Origin of the sequence: Halopolyspora algeriensis (genome assembly GCF_003337235.1) — a bacterium.
Classification (GTDB): domain Bacteria; phylum Actinomycetota; class Actinomycetes; order Mycobacteriales; family Pseudonocardiaceae; genus Haloactinomyces; species Haloactinomyces algeriensis.
This window is the reverse complement of the sequence record NZ_QPJC01000007.1, coordinates 160,662-185,332: the sequence shown is the minus strand read 5'-3', so window position 1 is coordinate 185,332 and position 24,671 is coordinate 160,662. Positions and strand designations below refer to the sequence as shown.

Below are 24,671 nucleotides of genomic sequence, written 5' to 3'. Positions count from 1 at the left end.
ATTCTGCTCAGGGTGATCTCTCAGGCGAAAAAGCCGATCCGCGCATCCTCTTCGGAGACGAAGAAAGCGGTGCTCGGTTCGTTGCGGGTGTCGTAAGGCCTCTGTCCGCCCGATGGGTGCCGTCCTGGTGCAACTTCCCCGGTACCAGGACGCGGCGGGCGGGCGGGGACCTGGCGAGATCCACTCCGAACCGGTCGGCAGCAGCTCGGTGCAGCGTGATGTGCCGTGCAAGGGCGGGTGCTGCGGCTGCGAGCACGGTGTGCACAACCACGCGAGGCACGCGGAAGGGAGGGTCCGTTGTGGCCGGCAGCGCGCACCAGAACGGTGAGCAGTGCGGTGGGGCTTCCGCGCCGCTCGCCGGCGAGTCGGCTCGGGATCGGCACGTTCCGGTGCTGCTGGAACGCACACTCGAGCTGCTGGCACCGGCACTGGCGGTGCGACCGGCGGGCCGCACCGCGGTCGTCGTGGACGCGACCCTGGGAATGGGCGGTCACGCCGAGGCTCTGCTGGCGGCACACCCCGAGCTGACCCTCGTCGGGTTGGACCGCGACCCCGAGGCGCTGCGGCTGGCCGGCGACCGGCTGGCCCCCTACGCCGCGCGCACGCACCTGGTGCACGCCGTCTACGACGAAGTGGACGACGTCCTCGCCGAACTCGGTTTCTCCGAAGTGGACGGTGTGCTGTTCGACCTCGGAGTGTCGTCCTTGCAACTCGACCAGGTCGGACGCGGGTTCTCCTACTCCCAGGACGCGGCGCTGGACATGCGGATGGATTCCGGTGCCGAAAGCACGGCGGCGGACGTGCTCAACACCTACCCGGCACGTGATCTGACCCGGATCCTGCGGGACTACGGGGAAGAGAAGTTCGCCTCCAGAATCGCCAATGCCATCGTGCGCGAGCGCGAGCGCGAGCCGTTCACCACCAGCGCACGGCTGGTGCAGTTGCTCTACGACGCGGTCCCTGCGGCAAGCAGGCGGACGGGTGGTCATCCGGCGAAGCGCACCTTCCAGGCCCTGCGCATCGAGGTCAACGGTGAGCTGGAGGTGCTCTCGCGGGCGCTGCCCCGGGCGCTGGACTCCCTGGCCGTGGGGGGACGTGCCGCGATCCTGTCCTACCACTCGCTGGAGGACCGGAGGGTCAAACGCACGCTGGCCGAGCGGGCGAAGTCGAGCACTCCGGCCGGCCTGCCGGTGGAATTGCCGGGACACGGTCCGCAACTGCGGTTGCTCACCCGCGGTGCCGAGCTCGCCGGGGAAGAGGAAACGGAGGCCAACCCCAGGGCCGCATCGGTGCGACTCCGGGCTGCGGAGCGAATCAAGGAGGGGGCATGACGGCACCGACACGCGCGCGAACGTCCGCCGCGCGCAAGGACCGGAACGAACGCGCGGCCGAGGGGGGCCGGAAGTCCCAGGGTCAGCGCAACGCCCGGAACGCGCGGACGGCCGAGCGGGAGCGGGTACAGGCCCCGGAACGGACCCGGGCGCGTCACCAGCACCGCGTACAGCGGACTCGCTCGGCACGGCAGCCACCCGATCAGCGGCAGTCGCAGCGCAGGCGGAAGACGAAAGAGCATGCCAAGGCACAGCAGCCGAAAGCCACCAAGGCCCGGCAACTGCAGACGAAGGTCACGTCCTCGCGGCTGTCCTTCGTCGTGGCGGTGATGACGGTGCTCGTGGCGGGCATCGTGAGCACGCTGTGGCTGTCCATTTCCGCGGTCGGCAACTCCTACGAGCTGCAACGCGCCGAAGCCCGGGTCAATGCGCTCAGCGAGCGCAAGGAAACCCTGCTGGCCCAGGTCAGCAAGATGAGCTCGACACCGGCAGTGCAGCGGCGTGCCCGTGAGATCGGACTGGTTCCCGGCCCCGAGCCTGCCCATCTGAAGGTACAGCCCGACGGGTCGGTGACCGTGCTCGGTGAGCCGGAGCCTGCGAAGGCTCCCGCGAAGGCACCGCCCCCGCCGGAGCACGCCGCGTCCGGGCGGTCTTCGCAGCAGCAAGCACCGGATGCGGAGGCGAGGCGGCCCTGATGGCCCGGCGCGGGAACACTCGGGCGGTCCGGGTGGGTCGAACGGCGCGTACGGACGTCGCAGGCAGTGCCCGGCGCCTGACGGTGGGACGGTTGGTGCTGGTGGTCGCGCTGGTGGCGGCTGGAGCGAAGCTGGTCGTCGTGCAGGGGTTCCAGGCCAATGCCCTGTCCGAGCAGGCCAACGAGCAACTCGTCACGCCGCGGGCGATCCCGGCCGAGCGTGGATCCATCGTGGACAACAACGGGCGTGTGCTCGCCTTCAGCAGCGAGGCACGCCAGCTTTTCGTGAGCCTGGAAAATCTGCACAAGCACGTGAGCCAGGCACACAGGGAGAATCCCGACAAGCCCACGGTCGAGGAGTACAAGCGCAATGCCGCCGCTTACATCGATCGCGTGACCGGCGGGAAGGTCTCCGAGCAGCAGGTCCTCGACGCGCTGTTTTCGGGTAAGAAGTTCCGTTACTTCGGCCCGTTGGTCGATCCGGGCACGGCACGAAAGATCCACGAGGAATACTCGCACATCGGTGCGGAGTACCGCGCCGTGCGCCAGTATCCGGCGGGCGGTGTGGCCGCGAACATCCTCGGGGCGGCGACGTGGCGGATGGACGAGCGCAAGATCCGCGGTCTCCTCGGCCTGGAGAACGCGCTCGACCCCGTCCTCGCGGGCAAGGACGGGACGAAAGTCTCGTACACCGCTCAGGGCGGCAGCCTGGTGATCCCGGGAACCGAGAAGATCGAACCCGCCAAGCCCGGCTCCGACGTACGCCTGACGATCGACTCCGACCTGCAGTACGTGCTGCAGCAGAAGCTGGCCGACTACGTCGCCGAGAGGGGGGCCGAGGGCGGCAGTGCCGTCGTGCTCGACGCGCAGACCGGTAAGGTTCGTGCGCTGGCCAACGACACGACCTTCGATCCGGGCAACCAGGACACCTGGACCGAGAAGAAGCTCGGGAATCCGGCCGTGACCACTCCGTTCGAGCCTGGGTCGGTGAACAAGGTGATCACGGCTGCCGGAGCGATCGAGCAGGGCATCGTCGAGCCCGACACCGTGCTGCAGGTTCCCGGGCGGATCTCGATCGGGGGCAGCACCATCGGCGATGCCTGGTCGCACGGGACGATCCCGCTGACCTTCACCGGTGTCCTGGCCAAATCGTCCAATGTGGGCACCCTGATGACCGCTCGGAAGCTGGGCGCGGATCGTTTCAGTGCCCTGATGAAGAAGTTCGGCCTCGGCACGCGCACGGGGATCGCGCTGCCGGGGGAGAGCTCCGGACACGTCCCGCCACGCAAACAGTGGTCGGGCACGACGTTCGCCAACCTGCCCATCGGGCAGGGTTTGTCGATGACCGTGCTGCAGATGGCCGGTATGTATCAGGCCATCGCCAACGACGGCGTGCGCATCCCCCCGCGCATCATCGCCGGAACGGTCGAGCCGGACGGAACCCGGAAGCCGCATCCCAGGCCCGAGGGTGTGCGAGTGGTCAGTGAGCGCACTGCCGACACCGTCACGAACATGCTCCGCGCGACGGTGCAGGACGTGCCGGGACAGCGGGGAACCGCACCGCAGGCCGGCCTGGACGGGTACCAGATCGCGGGCAAGACGGGGACGGCACAGCAGGTCGACCCGGCCTGCGGGTGCTACAGCAATTCGAAGCACTGGGTCACTTTCGCCGGGATCGTTCCGGCGGACGATCCCCGCTATGTCGTGGGCATCATGCTCGACAACCCCAGTGGTACGCGCTCGGCGGCGCCGCTGTTCGGCGACATCGCCTCCTACCTGACCCAGCGCTACGACATCCCGCTGTCGGAGAAGCCCGCTCCCGAAATGACCCTGCGAGTGCGGTAGTGCGAGTGCGGTAGCGGGCACGGGCGGACCCACGTCGATCCCCGGAGGGGGTTACCGGTGACGGGAAAGAGATCGGCCGAACACGATGCCTCGGAACGGACACGAAACGGGCGACCATGACAAGAACCCGATAAGCGGTACCGGTAACCTTCGCACTGTGCCTTCCGCGGTCGCGACAGTCCCGCCTCGCCCGTCCCGTGTCGAGCCGGTGGACGTCGAGCAACTCGCCGAGTCCCTCGGTGCCCGAATCGTCCGCACCGCAGGCGGCGAACCGGTGACGGTCTCCGGTGCCACCCTGCGTGCCCAGCACGTCCGTGCCGGTGATCTGTTCGCCGCGCTGCCGGGCAGTCGCGCGCACGGCGCGGACTTCGCCGCCGACGCCCTGGACGCGGGCGCCGCCGCCGTGCTCACCGACGAGGTGGGGACCGAGCGTGCGGCACTGGCGGACCATCCGAGGGTCCGGGACGGATCGGTGCCGCTGCTGGTGCACACCGAACCGCGGAGCGTGCTCGGGCCGGCTGCCGCCCACATCTACGGCAAGCCCTCACAGCGGCTGTCGATCCTGGGGATCACGGGCACCTCGGGCAAGACCACGACGACCTACCTGCTGGAGTCGGCCCTGCGTGCGGCCGGCCTCGTCACCGGACTGGTCGGCACGGTGGAGACCCGCGTCGCCGGGCAGCGACTGGACAGTGCCTTCACCACCCCGGAAGCCCCCGACCTGCAGGCACTGCTGGCGGTGATGGCCGAGCACGGGGTGACCCACGTTCCGATGGAGGTCTCCAGCCACGCGCTGGCGCTGGGCCGAATCTCCGGCACCCGGTTCGCGGTGGGCGGATTCACCAACCTCTCCCAGGACCACCTCGACTTCCACCGCGACCTCGACGACTACTTCGCGGCCAAGGCGATGCTGTTCGACGGCCGCTGCGAACGCGAGGTCGTGTGCACCGACACCGAGTGGGGCGACCGGCTGGTCGGGCCCGCGACGGTAACCGTGTCCACAGTGGGCGACGCCATGTGGACGGCCTCGGAGATCACCGCATCGCCGACGGGTGAGCAGCGGTTCCGCGTCTCGGGGCCGGATGGTGCGCGGTTCGACGTCCGCCTGCGGCTGCCCGGCCCGTTCAACGTCGCCAACGGGCTGCTCGCCGCCGCGGTTCTGCACACGGCGGGTGTGCCCGCCGCGGCGATCGAACGAGGACTGGCGGAAGTCGACGTGCCCGGACGTATGGAGCGTGTCGCACTCGGTCAGGACTTCGCCGCTGTGGTGGACTATTCCCACAAGCCCGGTGCGGTGGCCGCGGTGCTCGACGCAGCCCGAGCTCAGGCGGCCGGGAGAGTGCTCGTGGTCCTCGGCTGCGGGGGTGACCGGGATGCCGCCAAACGCCCCGTGATGGGTGAGTCCGCGGCGCGCCGGTCCGATCTGCTGATCGTCACCGACGACAATCCCCGCAGCGAGAATCCGGTCGATATTCGGACGGCCGTGCTCGAGGGAGCGCGGCAGGTTCCCGCCGCCGAGCGCGGGGAGTTGCTCGAGATCGGCGACCGGCAGGAGGCCATCGCCGAGGCGGTCCGCCGTGCCGACGACGGCGACATGGTGGTGGTCGCGGGCAAAGGGCACGAAACCGGCCAGGAAGTGGCGGGAGTCGTGCATCCCTTCTCCGACCGCGACGAGTTGGCGACCGCGTTGCGGGCGCGCCTCGACGACCGGCGGGGATCGGATGTCGCCCCGGGACACGACGACCCGGCCGGCGGTCGGGGATGCGACGAGGAGGCAAGGTGATCCGGCTCAGCCTCGACGAGATCTCGGCGGCGGTCGGTGGCAGGCTCCACCGTGCGGACGGTTCCGAGACCGTCTCGGCGAACGTGGAGTTCGACTCGCGGGAAATACGTCCCGGCGGCCTGTTCGTGGCCGTGCCCGGTGAGCGAGTGGACGGGCACGACTTCGCCGCTCAGGCGGTCGCCGACGGCGCGGCGGGCGTGCTCGCCGCGCGGGAGGTCGACGCACCCGCGGTGATCGTCCCGCCCGCCGACGAACAGGACCGGTCCGGTGTGATGGCGCTGGCCGCCGACACCGACGGTTCCGGCGCGGCCGTCCTGACGGCCCTGGCCCGGTTGTCCCGGTATGTGGTGGACCGGCTGTTGCGGCTCACCGTGGTCGGGGTGACCGGATCGTCCGGCAAGACCTCGACCAAGGACCTGATCGCCCAGATGCTCGAACCGCTGGGGCCGACGGTGGCGCCACCGGGATCGTTCAACAACGAGCTCGGGCACCCGTGGACCGCCTTGCGCGCCGACGAGGACACGCGGCACATGGTGCTGGAGTTGTCCGCGCGCGGTGTCGGGCACATCGCCGCCCTGTGCGCGGCAGCACCGCCCCGGATCGGAGCAGTGCTCAACGTCGGCAGCGCCCACCTGGGCGAGTTCGGTTCCCGGGAGGCGATCGCCCGCGCCAAGGGTGAGCTCGTCGAGGCGCTTCCCGGTGAGGCGGAGGGCGGTATCGCGGTGCTCAATGCCGACGACCCGCTGGTTACCGCGATGGCCGAGCGGACGAAGGCCCGTGTCGTGCTGGTGGGGCAGAGCCCGGAGGCACAGGTGCGTGCCGAGAACATCGTGATCGACGATCAGGCCCGTCCGAGCTTCACCCTGGTCACCACCGCGGGCAGCACCGCGGGCGAGAACAGGGCCGCGGTGACGCTGCCCCTGCACGGAGAGCACCACGTCGGCAACGCGCTGACCGCCGCCGCGATCGCTCTTGAACTCGGTGCCTCGTTCGCCGAGGTCACCGAACGCCTCGGTGGCGTGCGCCGGATCTCGGCACGACGCATGGAGGTCGCCGAGACCGTCGACGGGGTCACGGTGGTCAACGACTCATACAACGCCAATCCCGAATCGGTCCGCGCGGCACTGAAGACGTTGGCGTCGATGACGCGCGACAAGCCCGGCCGGGCGTGGGCGGTACTCGGGGTGATGGGGGAACTGGGCGATACCGGTGGGGACGCCCACGACGACATCGGACGGTTGGCCGTCCGGTTGAACATCGACCGCCTGGTGGTCGTCGGCGAGCAGGCTCGCCCGATGCATCGGGGTGCTTGGCTGGAAGGATCGTGGGGAGAGGAGTCGGTTCTGGTGCCCGACGTCGAGGCCGCCGTCGCGCTGTTGCGCGCCGAGCTGCGCCCCGGTGATGTCGTGCTGACCAAGGCGTCGAAGGTGGCGGCGCTGTGGCGCGTCGCCGAAGCCCTGCTGGACCCGTCGGGCGAGGCCGGGCGGGACGGTGATCCGGCGTGAAGAGCATTCTCGTCGCCGCCGCGGTGGCGCTGGTGGTCTCCATCCTGTTCACGCCCTACCTGATCCGGATCTTTTCCAAGCAGGGCTTCGGGCAGGAGATCCGGGAAGAGGTCCAGAAGTCGCACTCCGCCAAGCGCGGCACCCCCACGATGGGGGGGATGGCGATCCTCGTCGCCATGTGGGCGGGTTACCTGGTCACGCATCTGACGGTGTCCGACGGTTTGCCGAGTGTGACAGCGCTGCTCGTGCTCGGATTGACCACGGTGCTCGGTGTGGTCGGCTTCCTCGACGACTTCATCAAGATCCGCAAACGACGCAACCTCGGGCTGAACAAGACGGCCAAGCTGGTCGGTCAGTTGCTCGCCTCGGTGATCTTCGCGATCCTGGCGCTGCAGTTCGCCGACCGCAACGGCATCACCCCGGCCTCCGAACACCTGTCGTTCATCCGCGACATCACCGTGGTCTCGTTCGGCACGGTCGGGTTCATCGTCTTCGCCTACATCGCCATCAGTGGCTGGTCGAACGCGGTGAACTTCACCGACGGCATGGACGGTCTCGCGGGCGGCACGGCCGCCATGGTCCTGGCCAGCTACGTGCTGATCTCCTTCTGGCAGTTCCGCTACTCCTGCGGTCTGGAGCAGAACATCGGTCCCGCCTGTTACCAGGTGCGCGATCCGCTGGACGTGGCGGTGGTCGCCGCCTCGGCGATGGCGGCGTGCGTGGGCTTTTTGTGGTGGAACGCGGCGCCTGCGAAGATCTTCATGGGAGACACCGGCTCGCTGGCCATCGGAGGACTGCTCGCGGGGCTGTCGATGACCACCCGCACCGAGCTGCTGATGATCGTCGTGGGCGGCCTGTTCGTGGTCGAGGCACTGTCGGTGGTGTTGCAGATCGTCGTGTTCCGCACCTCCCGGCGCCGGCTGTTCCGAATGGCACCGTTCCATCACCACTTCGAACTCGCCGGGTGGGCGGAAACCACGGTGATCATCCGATTCTGGATTCTGGCCGCGATCAGCTGCCTGTTCGGGATCGGTCTGTTCTATGCCGATTGGCTGTCGCTGGCGGGCGGCAACGGTCTGTAGGCACTCGGAGGAGACATGCGTCGACGGGTTCTGGTGGCCGGCGCCGGTGTGTCCGGCCGCTCGGCGGCCGAGGCGCTGCTTGCGCGGGGGGATGCGGTCACGATCACCGATGCCTCCGCGGATCGGCTGGCCGCGCTGGCCTCGCTGCAGTCGCAGGGGGCCGACCTGGTCGCCGGGCTGACGGCACCCCCGCCGGGCACCGACCTGGTGGTGACCAGTCCGGGCTGGCGGCCCGATGCACCACTGCCTGCCGCGGCCGCGGAGGCGGGCATCGAGGTGATCGGGGAGATCGAGCTGGCCTGGTGTCTCGACCGGCAGAGCCCGGAGCCTGCGACCTGGCTCGCGGTGACCGGCACCAACGGCAAGACGACCACGGTCGGGATGCTCGCATCGATCCTGCGGTCGGCCGGTGCGGATGCGGTGGCATGCGGCAATGTCGGTCTTCCCGCCGTCGATGCCGTGCGGGCCGGGCACCGGGTCCTGGCGGTGGAGTTGTCGAGTTTCCAGCTGCACTGGTCGGACACGCTGGCTCCGCACGCCGCCGTGGTGCTCAACCTCGCCGACGACCATCTCGACTGGCACGGCTCGCTGGCCGCCTACGGTGCGGCCAAGGGCAAGATCTACGACCACACCACTGTGGCCGTGTTCAACGCCGACGACGCGTGGTCGGTCCACCTCGCCGATGCGGCGCGGTCTCCCCGCCGCATCGGCTGTACCGCCTCGCCACCGGAGCCCGGGCAGATCGGCCTGGCCGACGGTCGCTTGCTGGACCGCTCCGACTGCGCCGGTGCGGACGCCGCCGATGGGGTGGTGCTGGCCTCGCTCGCCGATGTGCACCCGCCCGGCCCGCACAATGCGGCCAACGCCCTCGCCGCTGCCGCGCTTGCCCGCAGCCGGGGTGTGGCCCCCGATGCCGTGGCCGAGGGATTGCGCACGTTCGAGCCCGGCTCTCACCGTTCCGTGCTGGTGGCCGAGTCGGCGGGAGTCGGCTATGTCGATGATTCCAAGGCGACCAACCCCCATGCGGCCGCGGCCGCGCTGGGGGCTCACCCCCGGGTGGTGTGGATCGCGGGCGGATTGCTCAAGGGAGCCGATGTCGACGCTCTCGTGGCTTCCCACGCCGACCGGTTGGACGCGGCGGTGCTGATCGGGCAGGACAGGGACCGGTTCGCGGCGGCGCTGGCCCGGCACGCGCCGGATGTGCCGGTGCGCGAGGTCGAGGGGGGAGAAGACAGCGCCATGCTGGAGGCCGTCCACCTCGCCGCCGGGTTCGCGCAACCGGGTTCGGCGGTCGTGCTCGCGCCTGCCGCGGCATCGATGGACATGTTCACCGACTACGCCCACCGGGGGCAGGCGTTCGCCGACGCGGTCCGCATCGTGCTCAGCCGGCACGAGGCCGTCGAATCCGCCGGTGAGCAAGGCGGGTGGTGACGGTGGTCACCGCCGGATCCGCCACCGGTACCGCGGGAAGGAACGCGCGTACGGGCAAGCCCGCCGGTCTGCGAGGACTGGTCACGGCGTTGACCGCTTGGCTCACCCGGCCGCTGGCGTCGTTCCATCTGCTGCTGGCGGTGTTCGGCCTGCTGACGGTGTTCGGCCTCGTGATGGTGCTGTCGGCCTCGAGCGTCGACTCGTTCAACCAGGCGGGTTCGTCCTACAGCGTGTTCGTGCACCAGCTCGTGTACTGCGCTGTGGGACTGGTCGGTTTCTACCTGGCCCTGCGGGCACCGGTGTGGTTGCTGCGTCGATTCAGCCATGTCCTGCTGGCGCTGTGCCTGCTGCTGCTGGTGCTCGTGCTGACCCCGCTGGGTGCGACTGCCAGCGGTGCGCAGAGCTGGTTCGTGGTGGCCGGTGTGTCGTTCCAGCCGGTGGAGCCCGCGAAGGTGGCTCTGGCGTTGTGGGGCGCGCACGTGCTGGTGACCAAGCGAGCGCTGCTGGGCCAGTACCGCCACCTGCTGGTGCCGGTGGTGCCGGCGGCGTTGCTGATGTTCACGCTGGTGGTCCTGCAGCCGGATCTGGGTTCGACGGCGATACTGGGCATCGTGCTGCTGGCGCTGCTGTGGTTCGCCGGGGCGCCGCTGCGGCTGTTCGCGGTGATGGCGCTGGGGGCGGTGACCGGAGGTGTGCTCCTGGCGGTCACCGCCGGTTACCGCATGGACCGGGTGGTGTCCTTTCTCAACCCGGGTGCCGATCCGCTCGGCAACGGCTACCACGCGCTGCAGGCGCTGTATGCGCTGGCCGACGGTGGGCTGTTCGGCAAGGGACTCGGGCAGGGCTGGTCGAAGTGGGAATACCTGCCCAACGCGCACAACGACTTCATCTTCGCCGTGATCGGAGAGGAACTGGGCTTCATCGGTTGTGCGATGGTGCTGGCGTTGTACGGCACCACGGCGTACGTGGGGATGCGCATCGCCGCCCGCAACACCGATCCGTGGATCCGGTTGGTGGCCGCCACGCTGACGACCTGGATGGTCGCGCAGGCCGCGATCAACATCGGCTACGTCGTGGGGCTGCTGCCGGTGACCGGCCTGCCACTGCCGTTGATCTCCTCGGGGGGGAGTTCGGTGCTGACCACGATGGTGGTGTTCGGGTTGCTGGCGAACTTCGCCCGGCACGAGCCGGAGGCGATCGCCGCGCTGCGCTCACTCGGGCCCGGAAGGATCGGTACGCTGCTGCGGCTGCCCACCCCCGCGCCGTACCGTCCGCCGGCCAGGAAGCGTCCGGCAAAACCCCCCACGAGCACCAAACGGCCGGGCAGCGGCCCCTCGCGGAACGGGAATTCCCGGTCGGGCACCTCCCAGAACAGCGCTGCACAGACCGGTCGCCAGAGCAACCGCCGGGGTGGCAGCGCCGGCGGTGCCCGTCCCGGACTCCGCAAGCAGGTAACCCGGGGACAGGCATCCCGGACACGAACAACAGGAGGACATCGTTGAGCGGCCAACAACCGGGTCCGGGGTCCTTCGGAGCCGCAGGCTTCGGACCGGCACCACACCCCATGGGCAACACCATGGCTCGGCGGCCTCCTTCGGTGGTGGTCGCCGGAGGTGGCACCGCCGGGCACATCGAACCCGCGATGGCCCTGGCCGATGCCGTACGCAGGATCCGGCCGGATGCCCGGGTGGTGGCGCTGGGCACCGAGCGCGGGCTGGAGACCGAGATCGTGCCCGCGCGCGGCTATCCGCTGGAGCTGGTTCCGCCGGTGCCGATGCCGCGCAAAGCCAGTGCGGAACTGCTGCGGATGCCGTCGAAGGTGCGGGAGTCGGTCCGGCGTACCCGCGAGGTCCTGGAACGTGCCCAAGCGGATGTGGTGGTCGGGTTCGGCGGCTACGTCTCGCTGTCGGCGTACCTGGCCGCGCGGGGGCGGGTCCCGATCGTCGTGCACGAGGCCAACGCCAGTGCCGGGCTGGCCAACAAGGTCGGTGCACGGCTGGCCGAGCGAGTGCTTTCCGCGGTGCCCGACAGCGGCCTTTCCGGCGCGCAGGCGATCGGTATCCCACTGCGGGAGTCGATCACCTCGCTGGACCGCGCGGCGCTGCGTGTCCGGGCGCGCGCCCACTTCGGACTCCACCCGCAAGCTCCCGCCATCCTGGTGTTCGGCGGTTCGCAGGGTGCTCAGACGCTGAACACGGCTTTCTCGGGAGCGGCGCAAGCGCTGGGACGTGCCGGGATCGGGGTGCTGCACGCGCACGGCCCGAAAAACACCGTGGCCGTGCAGGAGGTGCCCGGTGCACCCCGCTACGTGGCGGTACCGTACCTGGAACGGATGGACCTGGCCTATGCGGCTGCCGACCTGGTGGTGTGCCGCTCGGGGGCGATGACCGTCGCCGAGGTCTCGGCCGTGGGCCTGCCCGCCGTGTTCGTCCCGCTTCCGCACGGCAACGGTGAGCAGGCCCTCAACGCGCAGCCGGTGGTCACCGCGGGAGGTGCGAGACTGGTGCCCGATGCGGAGCTGACTCCGCAACGGGTCGTCGACGAGGTCCTGCCGCTGGCCCGTGATCCGCATCGGCTGTGGGAGATGAGCCGCGCGACACTGGGCACCGGGCACCGCGAGGCGGACCGGGTCCTGGCGCAGATAGCACTGGAGGTGGCCGCGCAGTGAGAACCGACTCCACGAGTGGATCCGCCGACTCCGCCCCGTCGATTCCGGAGGGGGCGGAGGTCGGCGCGCTGCTGTCCCGGGGCCACCTCGTGGGGATCGGTGGCGCGGGGATGAGCGGCATCGCGCGGATCCTGCTCGCGCGAGGTCACGAGGTCTCGGGATCGGATGCCCGGGATTCGCCCACCGTGCTCGCTCTCCGTGCCCAGGGCGCCAGGGTGGCCTTCGGCCACGAGGAAGCCAACCTCGACCAGTTCGGCACCGACCCGAGCGCGGTGGTGGTGTCCACGGCGATCCGGCCGGACAATCCGGAACTCGTCGAGGCCCACCGCCGGGGGGTGACCGTGCTGCGCCGTGCGGAGGCGCTGGCGGCGCTGATGGCCGAGCACCGGGTCGCCTGCGTCACCGGGACGCACGGCAAGACGACGACCACGTCGATGCTGACGGTCGCACTGCAGCACTGCCGGCTCGACCCGTCGTTCGCCATCGGCGGTGACCTCAACGAATCGGGAGCCAACGCCCACCACGGTGAGGGTGGGCTGTTCGTGGCCGAGGCCGACGAAAGCGACGGCTCGTTCCTGGTGTTCGCCCCCTCGGTGGCGGTGGTGACCAACATCGAACCCGACCATCTCGATCACCACGGCACCCCGGAGGCCTACACCGGGGTCTTCGAGCAGTTCCTGCACCGGATCGAGCCGGGGGGCGTGCTGATCGCGGGTGCCGATGATCCGGGCGCGGCAGCGCTGGCCGATCGTGCCGAGGCGGCGGGTATCCGTGTGCGCCGATACGGAAGGTCGGCCGACGGGCGGGCGGACGCCCGGATCGTCGGCTACCGGGCCGAACACGGCTCCGGGATCGGCACGGTGGAACTGGCGACCGGGGACGGCCCGACAGGTGATCCATCCGGGACTGTCGATGTGTCCGTGTCGGTGCCCGGCGAGCACATGGTGGGCAATGCCGTCGCGGCACTGCTGGCCGGTCTCGAATTGGGCGCCCCGCTGGAAGGCATGTTGGAAGGCCTGGCCGCTTTCGGCGGCGTACGGCGCCGCTTCGAGTTCAAGGGCCGCGCGGACGGTGTGCGCGTGTACGACGACTACGCCCACCATCCGACCGAAGTCCAGGCACAGTTGCGTGCCGCGCGACCGGTCGTGGACAGCGGTCGCCTGATCGTGGTGTTCCAGCCGCACCTGTACTCCCGTACCGCGGCGTTCGCCGGGGAGTTCGCCGCTGCACTCGGTTTGGCCGACGAGGTGGTGCTGCTCGATGTCTACGGGGCCCGGGAGGATCCCCAGCCCGGGGTCACCGGTGCCCTGATCGCGGGATCGGTGCCGCTGCCGGAAGAGCGTGTGCACTACGAGCCCTCGATCACCGACGCGGCCCCGCTGGTGGCGAGCCTGGTGCGTCCCGGCGATCTGGTCGTGACCATGGGGGCCGGTGATGTGACGATGCTCGGCTCCGAGATCCTGGCCGAGGTCGACCGGGTGGCCGGGGATTCCGGCTCGGTGGGACGGGCATGAGCGTGCCGTCGCGGCGCGGCGGCACGGATCGGCGGGTCGGGGCGCGGGATTCCCGGGGCCGCCGGGCGGCGGACCGTTCACAGCGCGACCGTTCCGAGCGTGGCCGCTCGCAGCGTGGCCGCGCGGTACGCGGGGGTGCGGTGGCCGGGTCCGGGACCGGTGCCGTCCGGTGGATGCGGCGCTGGATTCTCCCGCTGGGGTTGGCTGTGATCACCGTGCTGACGATTGCCGTGTATTTCACGCCGCTGCTGGGGGTGCGTTCGGTCGAGGTGGTCGGTGCCACGACGCTGCAGGAGGACAGGATCACCGACACCGCGAGTATCCGGATGGGGACACCGATGGTGCGACTCGACAAGGCGGGGATTCGCGACCGGCTGCGCCGGATCCCCGAGGTCGAGTCGGTGCGCGTCGAGCGGTCGTGGCCGTCCACCGTGAAACTGCGGATCTCCGAGCGCACTCCCGTGGTTTTCGCGTCGACCGACGCCGGCTTCCGCCTCGTGGATACCGAGGGAGTGCCGTTCGAGACCGTGCCCCGGCCCCCGGAGGGGCTGCCGGAGCTGCGGGTCGGGCACGTGGCGCCCGGCGATCCGGCCACGCAGGCGGCGATGACCGCACTCACGTCGCTGTCCGAACCGCTTCGTGACCAGGTCACGGCCGTGGTCGCCGAAGCCCCGGACAATGTGGTGCTGCGGCTGACCGAGGGACGTGAGGTTCAGTGGGGCAGCCCCCGGATGTCGGAGCGCAAGGCGGCGATCCTGCCGCCGCTGCTGACCCGCCCGGGCGAGGTCTACGACGTCACGAGCCCCGCACTGCCCACCGTGTCCTGACCGCGGTGAGGAGTGAGCGGAACTTTCGCCCGGATAGAGGTGACGAAAGTTCCGTTCACTCGGGTCGGGAAAGCCGGCGAGTGGTTCGATCGAGTGCATGATCGGCGCGGTACGGTGTTGACGGTGATCACTCGCATGTGAACACCTGACGGAAGGGCGCCGGGTCCGATCCGATGCCGTTTCGCGGCACGGAGCGGGAGCGCGAGTGGTCCCTTTCGCCGGCGAAAGGAGCAATGGACGTGGTGGATGCCGGACATGGTCCGCGACGCGCCGGTCCGGTAACCGGCGTGGCTGCTGGACTCCGGACCGCGTCCATGCCTACCGTCCGACTCGGGGACGGAGTGATCGTATTGTGACCCCCTGGCCCCTCCGGTGGGTTTCACCGGTCACCGGCCGGGCCCCGAGAGCCGTACCGACGGTCCAGCATCAGCGAGCACAGAGCCACGACCAGGAAGGCGGATGACGATGACGCCCCCGCACAACTATCTCGCGGTGATCAAAGTCGTCGGCATCGGCGGCGGCGGAGTCAATGCCGTGAATCGCATGATCGAGGTCGGGCTCAAAGGCGTTGAGTTCATCGCGGTGAACACCGATGCGCAGGCCCTGTTGATGTCGGATGCCGATGTCAAGCTCGACATCGGTCGCGAGTTGACCCGAGGGCTCGGCGCGGGTGCCGCGCCCGATGTCGGTCACCAGGCCGCCGACGATCACAAGGACGAGATCGAAGAGGTGCTCAAAGGCGCCGACATGGTGTTCGTCACCGCCGGCGAGGGCGGTGGGACCGGCACCGGCGGTGCGCCGGTGATCGCCTCGGTCGCTCGCAAACTGGGCGCGTTGACCATCGGTGTGGTCACCCGTCCCTTCTCCTTCGAGGGCAAGCGGCGCGCGAATCAGGCCGAGCAGGGCATCAAGGAACTGCGCGACGAGTGCGACACCCTCATCGTGATCCCCAACGACCGGCTGCTGCAGCTCGGTGACATCGGCGTGAGCCTGATGGACGCGTTCCGCTCGGCCGACGAGGTGCTGCTGTCCGGTGTGCAGGGCATCACGGATCTGATCACCACCCCGGGGCTGATCAATCTCGACTTCGCCGACGTCAAGAGCGTCATGTCCGGGGCGGGCAGTGCCCTGATGGGCATCGGTTCCGCCCGCGGTGAGGGCAGAGCCGTGCAGGCCGCGCAGAAGGCGATCAACTCGCCGTTGCTGGAAGCGTCGATGGAAGGCGCCCACGGGGTGTTGCTGGCCATCGCCGGTGGTTCCGACCTGGGCTTGTTCGAGATCAACGAGTCGGCGTCGTTGGTGCAGGAATCCGCGCATCCCGAAGCCAACATCATCTTCGGTACCGTGATCGACGACTCGCTCGGCGACGAGGTGCGAGTCACCGTCATCGCGGCCGGGTTCGACGCCGGTGCACCGACGCACAAGAAGCTGGACCCCACGAAGGTGGGCTCGCGGGAGGACGAGGACGGGCAGATCGCCGACGGGCAGGTCGTGGACAGCCACCTCGAGTACGAGGAGTCCCCGGCGGGCACCACGGATCAGTCCGGGCAGTCATTTGCCCAGCAGTCGAGCACGCCCAATGACCTGACACCGCCGCAGACCGCCGTGGCCGGGCAGACGGAGGGGGTGCAGCCCCGGTCACAGCGGGCCGAGGATCAGTCCGCTGCCGGGCAGTCCGCGACCTCGGCGGGACCGGCCTCCCAGGGGGCGGTGCCGCCGTCCCCGATGTCCCAGCGGGCGCGAACACAGTCCCCGGCCGGGGACCATGCCGACGATTCCCAGCACGGGCAGAGCGGTTCGGAGCGGCTTGAGTCGGTGCAGCGCCCGCAGCAGCCGTCCGACGGGTTCGGCTCCGAGGGGGTCGTGCCGGGCGAGCAGCAGGGCGGTCTCCCGATGTCCGGCCGTACCGGCAATGGTTTCGGCGGCTCACTTCCGAACCGAAGCACTCCGGATTCCGGTGACGACAACGACGATGATGTGGACATTCCACCCTTCATGCGGCGGTAGCAAGGAAGCCCGAGGGTCGGCGTAGGGGGTTGCCGAACCGGCGTTTCGGTATCTGCTTTCCCGAGGCAAAGGGGCGGGCGGCTCGCAGGCCACATCAGGTAGTCACCCACATGGGGGAGAATCGCGAAGGAGAAGGCCCCTCACCCGGGACGGTGGTGCGGCCTTCGGCCGGTGCGTTTCCCAGGTACCTGTGCAGGAGGGCTTGCAGTGCGAATTCGTCGCGTGATCACCACACGGGAAGGTGGTCATTCCCAACCACCGTTCGACTCGTTCAACCTGGGCGGCAAGGTCGGCGACGACCCGGCCGCACTGGCAGCGAACCAGCGCAAGCTTGCCGAGGGGATCGGCCTCGACCAGGACCGTCTGGTGTGGATGGAACAGATCCACGGCCGGACCGCCACCCGCGTCGAGGCGCCGCACTCGGCTCCGGTCGAGGCGACCGACGCGCTCGTGACTGCCGTGCCGAATCTCGCTCTGGCCGCGCTCGTGGCCGACTGCGTCCCCGTCCTGCTCGGAGACCCGGACAGCGGTGTGGTTTCCGCCGTGCATGCCGGACGCGTGGGTGCTCGGGTCGGCGTCGTCGTGGCCGCACTGAAAACCATGCACCAGGCCGGAGCGCGCATCGATCGGATCGAGGCACTGCTCGGGCCGGCTGCGTGCGGGCAGTGCTACGAGGTGCCGCCCGAGATGCAGGCCGATGTCGAACGCCATCTTCCGGGCAGTGCCTGCAAGACCCGCAACGGCACCAGCGGTCTGGACATCCGCGCGGGGCTCTGGGAGCAGCTCGCCGCCGCCGGTGTGGCCGGGATCGGGGTCGACCCGCGGTGCACGATGGAGTCGCGGGAACTGTTCAGCCACCGCCGGGACGGGCCGCGTACCGGCAGGCTCGCAGCGGTGATCTGGGCCGATCCGGAGGGGCAGCAGTGATGACATCGCCCGATGGGGAACTCAACGAGCGGCGGCGCGTCGAGCTGGAGAAATCACTGCGTGAAGTCCGGGAACGTATCGATGCCGCCTGCCGCGCTGCCGGGCGGCGCCCCGACGATGTCGGGTTGCTGGCCGTGACCAAGACTTTCCCGGCCGGTGACGCGGCTTTGCTCAGCGATCTGGGGCTCACCGAGTTCGCCGAGAACCGTGAGCAGGAAGCGCGGGCGAAAGTGGCCGAGTTCGGCGCCCTTCGTCCGCACGCCAACGTGCGCTGGCACATGGTCGGGCAGTTGCAGCGCAACAAGGCGCGATCGGTGGCTCGCTGGGCCGATGTGGTCGAGTCCGTCGACAGCCCGCGACTCGCCGAGGCGCTGCAGCGGGCTTCGGCGCGGGCGCTGGAGAGCGGTGAGCGACAGGAACCGCTCGACGTGCTGATTCAGGTGAACCTCGACGGGCAGAGTGGGAGAGGGGGGTGTTCTCCCGAGAATGTCCCTCGACTCGCTGAAATGATCAGCCGAATGTATGAGATTCGCCTCCGTGGTGTGATGGCCGTCGCCCCCTTGGAAGGTGATCCGGATGTGTCTTTCGACACTCTTCTTCGGATTTCCGAGCGAATGCGACAGGACTTTCCCGATGCTGATCAGGTCTCGGCGGGGATGAGTGGCGATCTGGAAAGTGCCATAGCGCACGGTTCGACACGCGTGCGTGTCGGAACAGGGCTGTTGGGCGGGCGCCCGTTAGTCTCGCCGTAGCCGTCAGCGGGATCGAGAGCCGGCTGACGCCGGTACCCGGCGCGAAGGAGTCGCGGAGGAAGGGGCTTGCCGATGAGCGTGCTGCACAAGCTGAAGGCATACTTCGGCATGGTCCCGGCCGAGGAGGTCGACGGGTACGATGATGATCCCGGCTACGGCGGGTACGGTTCGGACGTCGAGGACTACGACTCCGAATCCGACAGGATCGGTGGCCGGCGCCGTTTCGGTGACGGGCTGCGGGGCGGAAACCCGATCCAGAGCACCGATGGCCTCCCCGGGCACCCTCACGGCGACGGTGGTCAGGGGCGTTCACGCCGCGAGTGGTCGGCGGAAACGCCGGTTCGAGGCTCGCTGGCTGTCGATCCACACCGGGACCAGGCCTCGCGCCTGCGCGCGGTGAGCGACACCGGAAGCCACGACAACTTGAGCAAGATCACAACCCTGCATCCCCGCAGTTACAGCGAGGCACGCACCATTGGCGAGCAGTACCGCGAAGGCACGCCGGTGATCATGAACCTGACCGAGATGAGTGAGGCCGACGCCAAGCGACTGGTCGACTTCGCCGCAGGTCTGGCCTTTGCTCTGCGGGGCTCGATCGAGAAGGTGACCAACCGCGTGTTCCTGCTCTCGCCTCCCAATGTCGAAGTCGCCGCCGAGGACAAACGCCGTCTCGCGGAGGGTGCCTTTTTCAACTACGGGTGAGTGGTGCAGAGTTGAGTCGTGGAACCGGTCCTGATCGTTCTGTACTACCTGCTGTTCTTCTTCTGGTTGATGCTGGTGGCGCGTATTGTGGTGGAGCTCGTCCGAGCGTTCGCCCGAGATTGGCGCCCTCGTGGGGGGGTTGCAATCGCGCTGGAGAGCATCTACACAGTGACCGACCCACCCGTTCGCTTGCTGCGGCGGGTGATCCCGACTGTCCGGATCGGCGGCGTCGGGCTAGACCTATCGATTATGGTGCTGCTGCTGGTTGTGTTCATCCTGATGCAACTGGTTCGACCCGGGTAGCGGGGAACCCGGAGAACTCGCAGCCGAGGAGTGCGTGAGGTGATCTTGTGGGCTTGACCCCCGCCGACGTTCATAACGTGGCGTTCAGCAAACCCCCGATTGGCAAGCGGGGTTACAACGAGGACGAGGTGGATGCTTTCCTCGACCTCGTCGAAGCCGAGCTTGCCCGACTGGTGGAGGAAAACAGCGACCTGCGAAGCCAGGTGGAGCAGCTGGAGTCGCAGCAGCAGTCCACGCAGGTCGACCTCGATGACGGCCGGAGCCAGGCTTCCCCGGCCTCGACCTCCTCGACCTCGACCCAGTCCCCCGCGGCCGCCGCAAGCGCCTCGACCGAAGAGCCGCGCAGGCTTGCGCCGGTTCCCCCGCCGGCGCCGGCCGAGCAGACCTCCCCCGGCGGCGATCAGCACGTGCAGGCCGCCAAGGTGCTCGGCCTCGCCCAGGAGATGGCCGACCGGTTGACCGGTGAGGCCAAGTCCGAGTCCGACGGGATGCTCTCGGAAGCCCGCACCAAGTCCGAGCAGTTGCTCTCCGATGCCCGGACCAAGGCCGACAGCATGGTCAACGACGCCCGCACCCGGGCCGAGACGATGCTCAACGATGCGCGGACGCGGGCCGAGACCCTGGAGCGTCAGGCCAGGGAGAAGGCTGCCGGGCTGGAGCGGGACGCCCAGCGCAAGCATGCCGAGGTGATGGGCAACATCACGCAGGAGAAGAACGCACTCGAAAAGAAGATCGAAACGCTGCGTACGTTCGAACGCGAGTACCGCACACGCCTGCAGACCTACCTCGAATCCCAATTGCGTGAACTGCAGGATCGGGGCTCGGCTGCGCCCAGTGAGAACGGGAACGGCAGCCGTTCCTCCGGGCAGCAGAGCAGCAGCAGTAGCAGCGGGTACAGCTTCGGAGCGCGCGCCGCGGAAGCAGGCTGACATCCCGGCATTGCGGCAGGGTGACGGTGGTGTGTCCGCCTTCCGTCGCCCTGCTCCGCTCACCGGTTCCGCGCTGTGGCGGTGAGGGTGCGGCCCGGGCGAAGCGGGCTGTGCCGGATGATCGAGGAGCATGCCCGGAAGGCGTGAGCAGACGTGTTGTTCGTGGTCCTGCTGCTGATTGTCGCGGCCGCCGGTGTTCTTGCCGGCGCGGTGGTCACCGGGAACCCCCACTGGGCGTGGATCTCGGTGGGGCTCAGCGTCCTCGCGACGATGCTGCTGATCCTGGCGAGTGCTCGCCGCGGACGCCGGCTGCGGGCCGCTTCCACCGGCGCGGGCGAAACCGCGGAACCGGCGTCGGCTTCCGAGGAACGGCAACCGTCCGAGCTGTCGGAGTCCGACACGCGGCAGGAGCACGGCGGGCAGCGGGAATTCGACGGGCGGGAGGAGAGCCCGGTCTCCGCCGAGCACGATGCGGTGCGCGGCGCTGCGGAACCGGACGGCGCGGCCGGTGACGAGCCCGCGGAGGAGGACACCGATGCAGCTGATGCGTTGGTGGTCTCGGAGTTGGAGGTCGCGGTCGTCGTCATCGACGAGAGACCGCGCTACCACCTGGAGGACTGCGACTGGGCGAGCCGGCACACCACGATCCCGTTGCCGGTGTGGGAAGCGCGTGATCTCGGCTTCACCCCCTGCGCGTTGTGTGAGCCGGACACGACACTGGCCGCCCGGCAGCGCGCAACACACTGAGAGTTGCCGTCACCGCAGTGTGCCGAGGGCCGCGGAAACACGGTTGCCTGCAGGCGCTATTCTGGTCCCAACGCGGCGTTGAACCGGCCATCACCGGGGAGCCTCCGGAAGAACGGGCGAGTGTCACTCTCGCCTCAGTAGAATCGGACGGGCGGGCCCGTCACAGCCCGAAACGAGTGGCCGTACGTAGCTGCCGGATCACAGTGTCCCGGACCGGGGCACCCGGCCTCGGGTACGGCAAGCGGGGTGGTACCGCGAGACGCGGGCGACCGGTCGTGGAGGATCGGGCGCGAGCGTGGCGTCCCCGTGTGGGCATCGGGCGTTGACCACCGATGTTCGTGCGGCGAAGCAGACGACACATCCGCGAGGAGCGCATCCGCGATGGCTTACCCGAAGGTTCCCTTCAACGGCGTGGCCGGTACCGAGGATTCCACGGCGGGACATTCCCCGGACGGGGGAGTTGCCGCGCACCCGTCGTTTCCCGCCATCGAACGCCAGGTCCTCGACTTCTGGAGCCGCGACGGGACGTTCCAGGCCAGTGTCGAGGCACGTGATGCGGGGCCGAACGGCTCGAACGAGTTCGTCTTCTACGACGGGCCTCCGTTCGCCAACGGCCTGCCGCACTACGGGCACCTGCTGACCGGCTACGTCAAGGACGCGGTGCCGCGCTACCAGACGATGCGCGGGCGGCGGGTGGAGCGCCGGTTCGGCTGGGACTGTCACGGCCTTCCCGCCGAGGTCGAGGCGGAAAAGCAGCTCGGCATCTCGACGAAGTCCGAGATCGAGTCGATGGGGGTCGCCGAGTTCAACGAGGCGTGCCGGTCCTCGGTCCTGCGTTACACCGACGAGTGGCAGGACTACGTCACTCGTCAGGCACGCTGGGTGGACTTCGACAACGACTACAAGACGCTCGACCTGGATTACATGGAAAGCGTCATGTGGGCGTTCAAGACCCTCTGGGACAAGGGGTTGGTCTACGAGGGCTTCCGGGTGGTCTGGTACTGCTGGCGTTGCGAGACGCCGCTGTCCAACACCGAGACCCGCATGGACGATGTCTACCGCCAGCGGCAGGACCCGGCGGTCACCGTGGGCCTGCGGCTGCGGGCACCGGGCAAGTCCTTCGACGGAGCCCTTGCCCTGGCGTGGACGACGACACCGTGGACACTGCCGTCGAACCTGGCGGCCGCGGTGCACCCGGACATCGACTACGTGCTCGTCGAACCGGAGCACGGCGGCGAGCGCTATGTCCTGGCCGAGGCGAGGCTGGGCGCCTACACCCGGGAGCTGGGCGAGGACATCGCCGACCGGGTCGTGAATCGCTTCCGCGGAACCGAGCTGCTCGGCAGTCGCTACGAGCCGCCGTTCGACTTCTTCACCGGCCGCGACAATGCCCACCGGATCCTCGAAGCGGACTATGTGACCACCGACGACGGCACCGGGCTCGTGCACATCGCCCCGGCCTTCGGTGAGGAGGACAAGGCCGTCACCGACGCGGCCGGTATCGAGCCGGTGGTCCCGGTCGATGCGCACGGGCGGTTCACCGACGAGGTCGCGCCGTACGAGGGCATGCAGGTCTTCGAGGCGAACAAGCAGATCATCCGCGACCTCAAGCAGGCGGGCGTGCTGCTGCGGCACGAGACCTACGACCACCCGTATCCGCACTGCTGGCGCTGCGACAACGCGCTGATCCAGCGCGCGGTGTCCTCGTGGTTCGTGGCGGTGACGCAGTTCCGCGATCGCATGGTCGAGTTGAACCAGCGGATCGAGTGGGTGCCCGCCCACATCCGCGACGGCCAGTTCGGCAAATGGCTGGAAAACGCCCGCGATTGGAACGTCTCGCGCAACCGCTACTGGGGTTCGCCCATCCCGGTCTGGGTCTCCGACGACCCCACCCATCCCCGGGTGGACGTTTACGGTTCGTTGGACGAGCTGGAGGCCGACTTCGGGGTGCGCCCCACCGACCTGCACCGTCCGAACATCGACGAGTTGACCCGGCCCAATCCGGACGATCCGACGGGCAACTCCACGATGCGGCGGGTTCCCGAGGTTCTGGACTGCTGGTTCGAGTCGGGGTCGATGCCCTTCGCCCAGGTGCACTACCCGTTCGCCAACGCCGAGTGGTTCGAGCACCACTACCCGGGCGATTTCATCGTCGAGTACAACGGCCAGACCCGTGGCTGGTTCTACACGTTGCACGTGCTGGCCACCGCGTTGTTCGACCGCCCGGCGTTCTCCCATGTCGTGGCCCACGGCATCGTGCTCGGTCACGACGGGTTGAAGATGTCGAAGTCCAAGGGCAACTACCCGGACGTCAACGACGTGTTCAACCGCGACGGGTCGGACGCGATGCGCTGGTTTCTGATGTCCAGCCCGATCCTGCGCGGCGGCGACCTGGTGGTGACCGAGAAGGGCATCCGGGATGCGGTACGCCAGGCGGTGCTACCGCTGTGGAACTCGTGGTACTTCCTCGCGCTGTACGCCAACGCCGAAGGCGCCGAGGGACGGTACCGTGTGGACAGTCGGCACGTGCTCGACCGGTACATCCTGGCCAAGACCCAGGAGCTGGTCAGCGACGTGCAGAACGCGATGGACCACTTCGATCTCGCGGGCGCGTGCGCGGCGGTGCGCGAGTTCCTGGAAGTGCTCACCAACTGGTACGTGCGGCGGTCGCGGGACCGCTTCTGGTCCGGCGACTCCGACGCGATCGACACGCTGCACACCGTGCTGGAGATGACCAGTCGCGTGGTGGCTCCACTGCTGCCGCTGACCGCCGAGTCCGTGTGGCGCGGGCTGACAGGTGGGCGCTCGGTACACCTGGCGGACTGGCCGGTGGTCGACGAGCTGCCCGCCGATGCCGCTCTGGTGCACGCCATGGATCAGGTTCGCCAGGTCTGCTCGTCGGCGCTGGCGATGCGCAAGTCCAGCAAGCTGCGCGTGCGGCTGCCGCTGGCCAAGCTGGTGGTGGCCACGCCGGAAGCGGAGTCGCTGCAGCCGTTCGCCGACCTGATCCGCAACGAGGTCAACGTCCGGGAGGTCGAATTCACCACGGATGTGGCCGCGCACGGTCACTTCGAGGTGTCGGTCAACGCACGTGCGGCCGGACCCCGGCTCGGTGGGGACGTCCAGAAGGTCATCAAGTCGGTGAAGTCGGGCGAGTGGAGCCGCACTCCCGGCGGGAACGTCATCGCCGCGGGAATCGAGCTGCACGAGGGCGAGTTCACCGAGCGGCTGGTGTCCACCGACCCCGGTGCCGCCTGCGCCCTGCCCGGCGGCAGCGGCATGGTCGTGCTGGACACCGAGGTCACCGAGGAGCTGGCTGCCGAAGGGATGGCCCGGGACGTGGTGCGCGTGGTGCAGCAGGCCAGGCGTGAGGCCGGTCTGGATGTCTCGGACCGGGTGACTGTCACGGTGGCGGCTCCCGACGAGGTACTCGACGCGATCGCCGCGCACCGCACGTTCATCGCGGGCGAGACACTGGCCGATGCGGTGGAGGCGGGACCGGCGGACGGCTTCGCGGGCAGTGTCGGTGACGGCACCGAGATCGCGGTCTCGGTCGCGAAGGTCTGAGCCGAACGCGATGTGAGTGAACGGAACTTTCGTTACTTCTATGCGAGTGAAAGTTCC

19 protein-coding genes are annotated in these 24,671 nt (G+C 69.1%); all 19 read left to right on the top strand.

Going from position 1 to position 24,671, the window contains the following annotated elements; genetic code table 11:
* Nucleotides 1-299 precede the first annotated feature (299 nt).
* The 19 genes from rsmH (at nt 300) to ileS (ending at nt 24,614) form a co-directional block, all read left to right on the top strand.
* Nucleotides 300-1,331, top strand: a complete 1,032-nt coding sequence (gene rsmH, locus DFQ14_RS12805) for a 16S rRNA (cytosine(1402)-N(4))-methyltransferase RsmH (RefSeq protein WP_257233676.1) — start codon at nt 300-302, stop codon at nt 1,329-1,331.
* Nucleotides 1,328-2,026: a cell division protein FtsL gene (gene ftsL / locus DFQ14_RS12800; RefSeq protein ID WP_114453470.1), complete on the top strand. Its 699-nt coding sequence runs from the start codon at nt 1,328-1,330 to the stop codon at nt 2,024-2,026. The genes rsmH and ftsL overlap by 4 nt, the downstream gene beginning before the upstream one ends.
* Nucleotides 2,026-3,870, top strand: coding sequence for a peptidoglycan D,D-transpeptidase FtsI family protein (locus DFQ14_RS12795; protein ID WP_114453469.1), 1,845 nt, complete (start codon nt 2,026-2,028; stop codon nt 3,868-3,870). Before ftsL ends, DFQ14_RS12795 begins: the two co-directional genes overlap by 1 nt.
* A gap of 85 nt (nt 3,871-3,955) precedes the next feature.
* Entirely contained in the window at nt 3,956-5,653 is a 1,698-nt protein-coding gene (locus DFQ14_RS12790) for a UDP-N-acetylmuramoyl-L-alanyl-D-glutamate--2,6-diaminopimelate ligase (protein WP_114453468.1), read from the top strand.
* Nucleotides 5,650-7,158 (top strand): UDP-N-acetylmuramoyl-tripeptide--D-alanyl-D-alanine ligase, encoded by a 1,509-nt coding sequence (locus tag DFQ14_RS12785; protein WP_114453467.1) that lies wholly within the window; start codon nt 5,650-5,652, stop codon nt 7,156-7,158. The genes DFQ14_RS12790 and DFQ14_RS12785 overlap by 4 nt, the downstream gene beginning before the upstream one ends.
* Nucleotides 7,155-8,240 carry a phospho-N-acetylmuramoyl-pentapeptide-transferase gene (gene mraY / locus DFQ14_RS12780; RefSeq protein ID WP_114453466.1) on the top strand — a complete coding sequence of 362 codons (1,086 nt, stop codon included), beginning with the start codon at nt 7,155-7,157 and terminating at the stop codon, nt 8,238-8,240. The genes DFQ14_RS12785 and mraY overlap by 4 nt, the downstream gene beginning before the upstream one ends.
* Before the next feature lie 15 nt (nt 8,241-8,255).
* A complete protein-coding gene (gene murD, locus DFQ14_RS12775) occupies nt 8,256-9,671 on the top strand; it encodes a UDP-N-acetylmuramoyl-L-alanine--D-glutamate ligase (protein WP_114453465.1) in 1,416 nt (471 codons plus the stop codon).
* On the top strand, nt 9,668-11,173 hold the full coding sequence (gene ftsW, locus DFQ14_RS12770; protein ID WP_420810161.1) for a putative lipid II flippase FtsW: 1,506 nt from the start codon (nt 9,668-9,670) through the stop codon (nt 11,171-11,173). The genes murD and ftsW overlap by 4 nt, the downstream gene beginning before the upstream one ends.
* On the top strand, nt 11,140-12,339 hold the full coding sequence (gene murG, locus DFQ14_RS12765) for an undecaprenyldiphospho-muramoylpentapeptide beta-N-acetylglucosaminyltransferase (protein WP_420810165.1): 1,200 nt from the start codon (nt 11,140-11,142) through the stop codon (nt 12,337-12,339). Before ftsW ends, murG begins: the two co-directional genes overlap by 34 nt.
* Nucleotides 12,340-12,449: 110 nt before the next feature.
* Complete coding sequence (gene murC / locus DFQ14_RS12760) at nt 12,450-13,853, top strand: UDP-N-acetylmuramate--L-alanine ligase (protein WP_114453556.1); 1,404 nt, start codon at nt 12,450-12,452, stop codon at nt 13,851-13,853.
* Nucleotides 13,850-14,680 carry a cell division protein FtsQ/DivIB gene (locus DFQ14_RS12755; RefSeq protein WP_114453463.1) on the top strand — a complete coding sequence of 277 codons (831 nt, stop codon included), beginning with the start codon at nt 13,850-13,852 and terminating at the stop codon, nt 14,678-14,680. The genes murC and DFQ14_RS12755 overlap by 4 nt, the downstream gene beginning before the upstream one ends.
* A 465-nt stretch (nt 14,681-15,145) precedes the next feature.
* Complete coding sequence (gene ftsZ, locus DFQ14_RS12750; RefSeq protein ID WP_114453555.1) at nt 15,146-16,687, top strand: cell division protein FtsZ; 1,542 nt, start codon at nt 15,146-15,148, stop codon at nt 16,685-16,687.
* A gap of 207 nt (nt 16,688-16,894) precedes the next feature.
* A complete protein-coding gene (pgeF, locus tag DFQ14_RS12745; RefSeq protein ID WP_114453462.1) occupies nt 16,895-17,614 on the top strand; it encodes a peptidoglycan editing factor PgeF in 720 nt (239 codons plus the stop codon).
* Complete coding sequence (locus DFQ14_RS12740; protein ID WP_114453461.1) at nt 17,614-18,366, top strand: YggS family pyridoxal phosphate-dependent enzyme; 753 nt, start codon at nt 17,614-17,616, stop codon at nt 18,364-18,366. The genes pgeF and DFQ14_RS12740 overlap by 1 nt, the downstream gene beginning before the upstream one ends.
* A gap of 72 nt (nt 18,367-18,438) precedes the next feature.
* Complete coding sequence (locus DFQ14_RS12735) at nt 18,439-19,068, top strand: cell division protein SepF (RefSeq protein ID WP_114453460.1); 630 nt, start codon at nt 18,439-18,441, stop codon at nt 19,066-19,068.
* 18 nt (nt 19,069-19,086) lie between these two features.
* Nucleotides 19,087-19,371, top strand: a complete 285-nt coding sequence (locus tag DFQ14_RS12730; RefSeq protein WP_114453459.1) for a YggT family protein — start codon at nt 19,087-19,089, stop codon at nt 19,369-19,371.
* Between the two features lie 47 nt (nt 19,372-19,418).
* Nucleotides 19,419-20,300, top strand: a complete 882-nt coding sequence (gene wag31 / locus DFQ14_RS12725) for a DivIVA-like cell division protein Wag31 (protein ID WP_114453458.1) — start codon at nt 19,419-19,421, stop codon at nt 20,298-20,300.
* Nucleotides 20,301-20,453: 153 nt separating this feature from the next.
* Nucleotides 20,454-21,047: a hypothetical protein gene (locus DFQ14_RS22045; RefSeq protein ID WP_179951569.1), complete on the top strand. Its 594-nt coding sequence runs from the start codon at nt 20,454-20,456 to the stop codon at nt 21,045-21,047.
* 381 nt (nt 21,048-21,428) lie between these two features.
* Nucleotides 21,429-24,614: an isoleucine--tRNA ligase gene (ileS, locus tag DFQ14_RS12715; RefSeq protein ID WP_114453457.1), complete on the top strand. Its 3,186-nt coding sequence runs from the start codon at nt 21,429-21,431 to the stop codon at nt 24,612-24,614.
* The last annotated feature ends 57 nt before the right edge of the window (nt 24,615-24,671 follow it).

Bases quoted from the DNA above. Each gene is read 5' to 3' on its own strand.
- ftsL (WP_114453470.1), top strand. From the start codon at position 1,328: ATGACGGCACCGACACGCGCGCGAACGTCCGCCGCGCGCAAGGACCGG.
- DFQ14_RS12795 (WP_114453469.1), top strand. From the start codon at position 2,026: ATGGCCCGGCGCGGGAACACTCGGGCGGTCCGGGTGGGTCGAACGGCG.
- DFQ14_RS12790 (WP_114453468.1), top strand. From the start codon at position 3,956: ATGCCTCGGAACGGACACGAAACGGGCGACCATGACAAGAACCCGATA.
- murD (WP_114453465.1), top strand. From the start codon at position 8,256: ATGCGTCGACGGGTTCTGGTGGCCGGCGCCGGTGTGTCCGGCCGCTCG.
- murC (WP_114453556.1), top strand. From the start codon at position 12,450: ATGAGCGGCATCGCGCGGATCCTGCTCGCGCGAGGTCACGAGGTCTCG.
- DFQ14_RS12755 (WP_114453463.1), top strand. From the start codon at position 13,850: ATGAGCGTGCCGTCGCGGCGCGGCGGCACGGATCGGCGGGTCGGGGCG.
- ftsZ (WP_114453555.1), top strand. From the start codon at position 15,146: ATGACGCCCCCGCACAACTATCTCGCGGTGATCAAAGTCGTCGGCATC.
- DFQ14_RS12740 (WP_114453461.1), top strand. From the start codon at position 17,614: ATGACATCGCCCGATGGGGAACTCAACGAGCGGCGGCGCGTCGAGCTG.
- DFQ14_RS12735 (WP_114453460.1), top strand. From the start codon at position 18,439: ATGAGCGTGCTGCACAAGCTGAAGGCATACTTCGGCATGGTCCCGGCC.
- ileS (WP_114453457.1), top strand. From the start codon at position 21,429: ATGGCTTACCCGAAGGTTCCCTTCAACGGCGTGGCCGGTACCGAGGAT.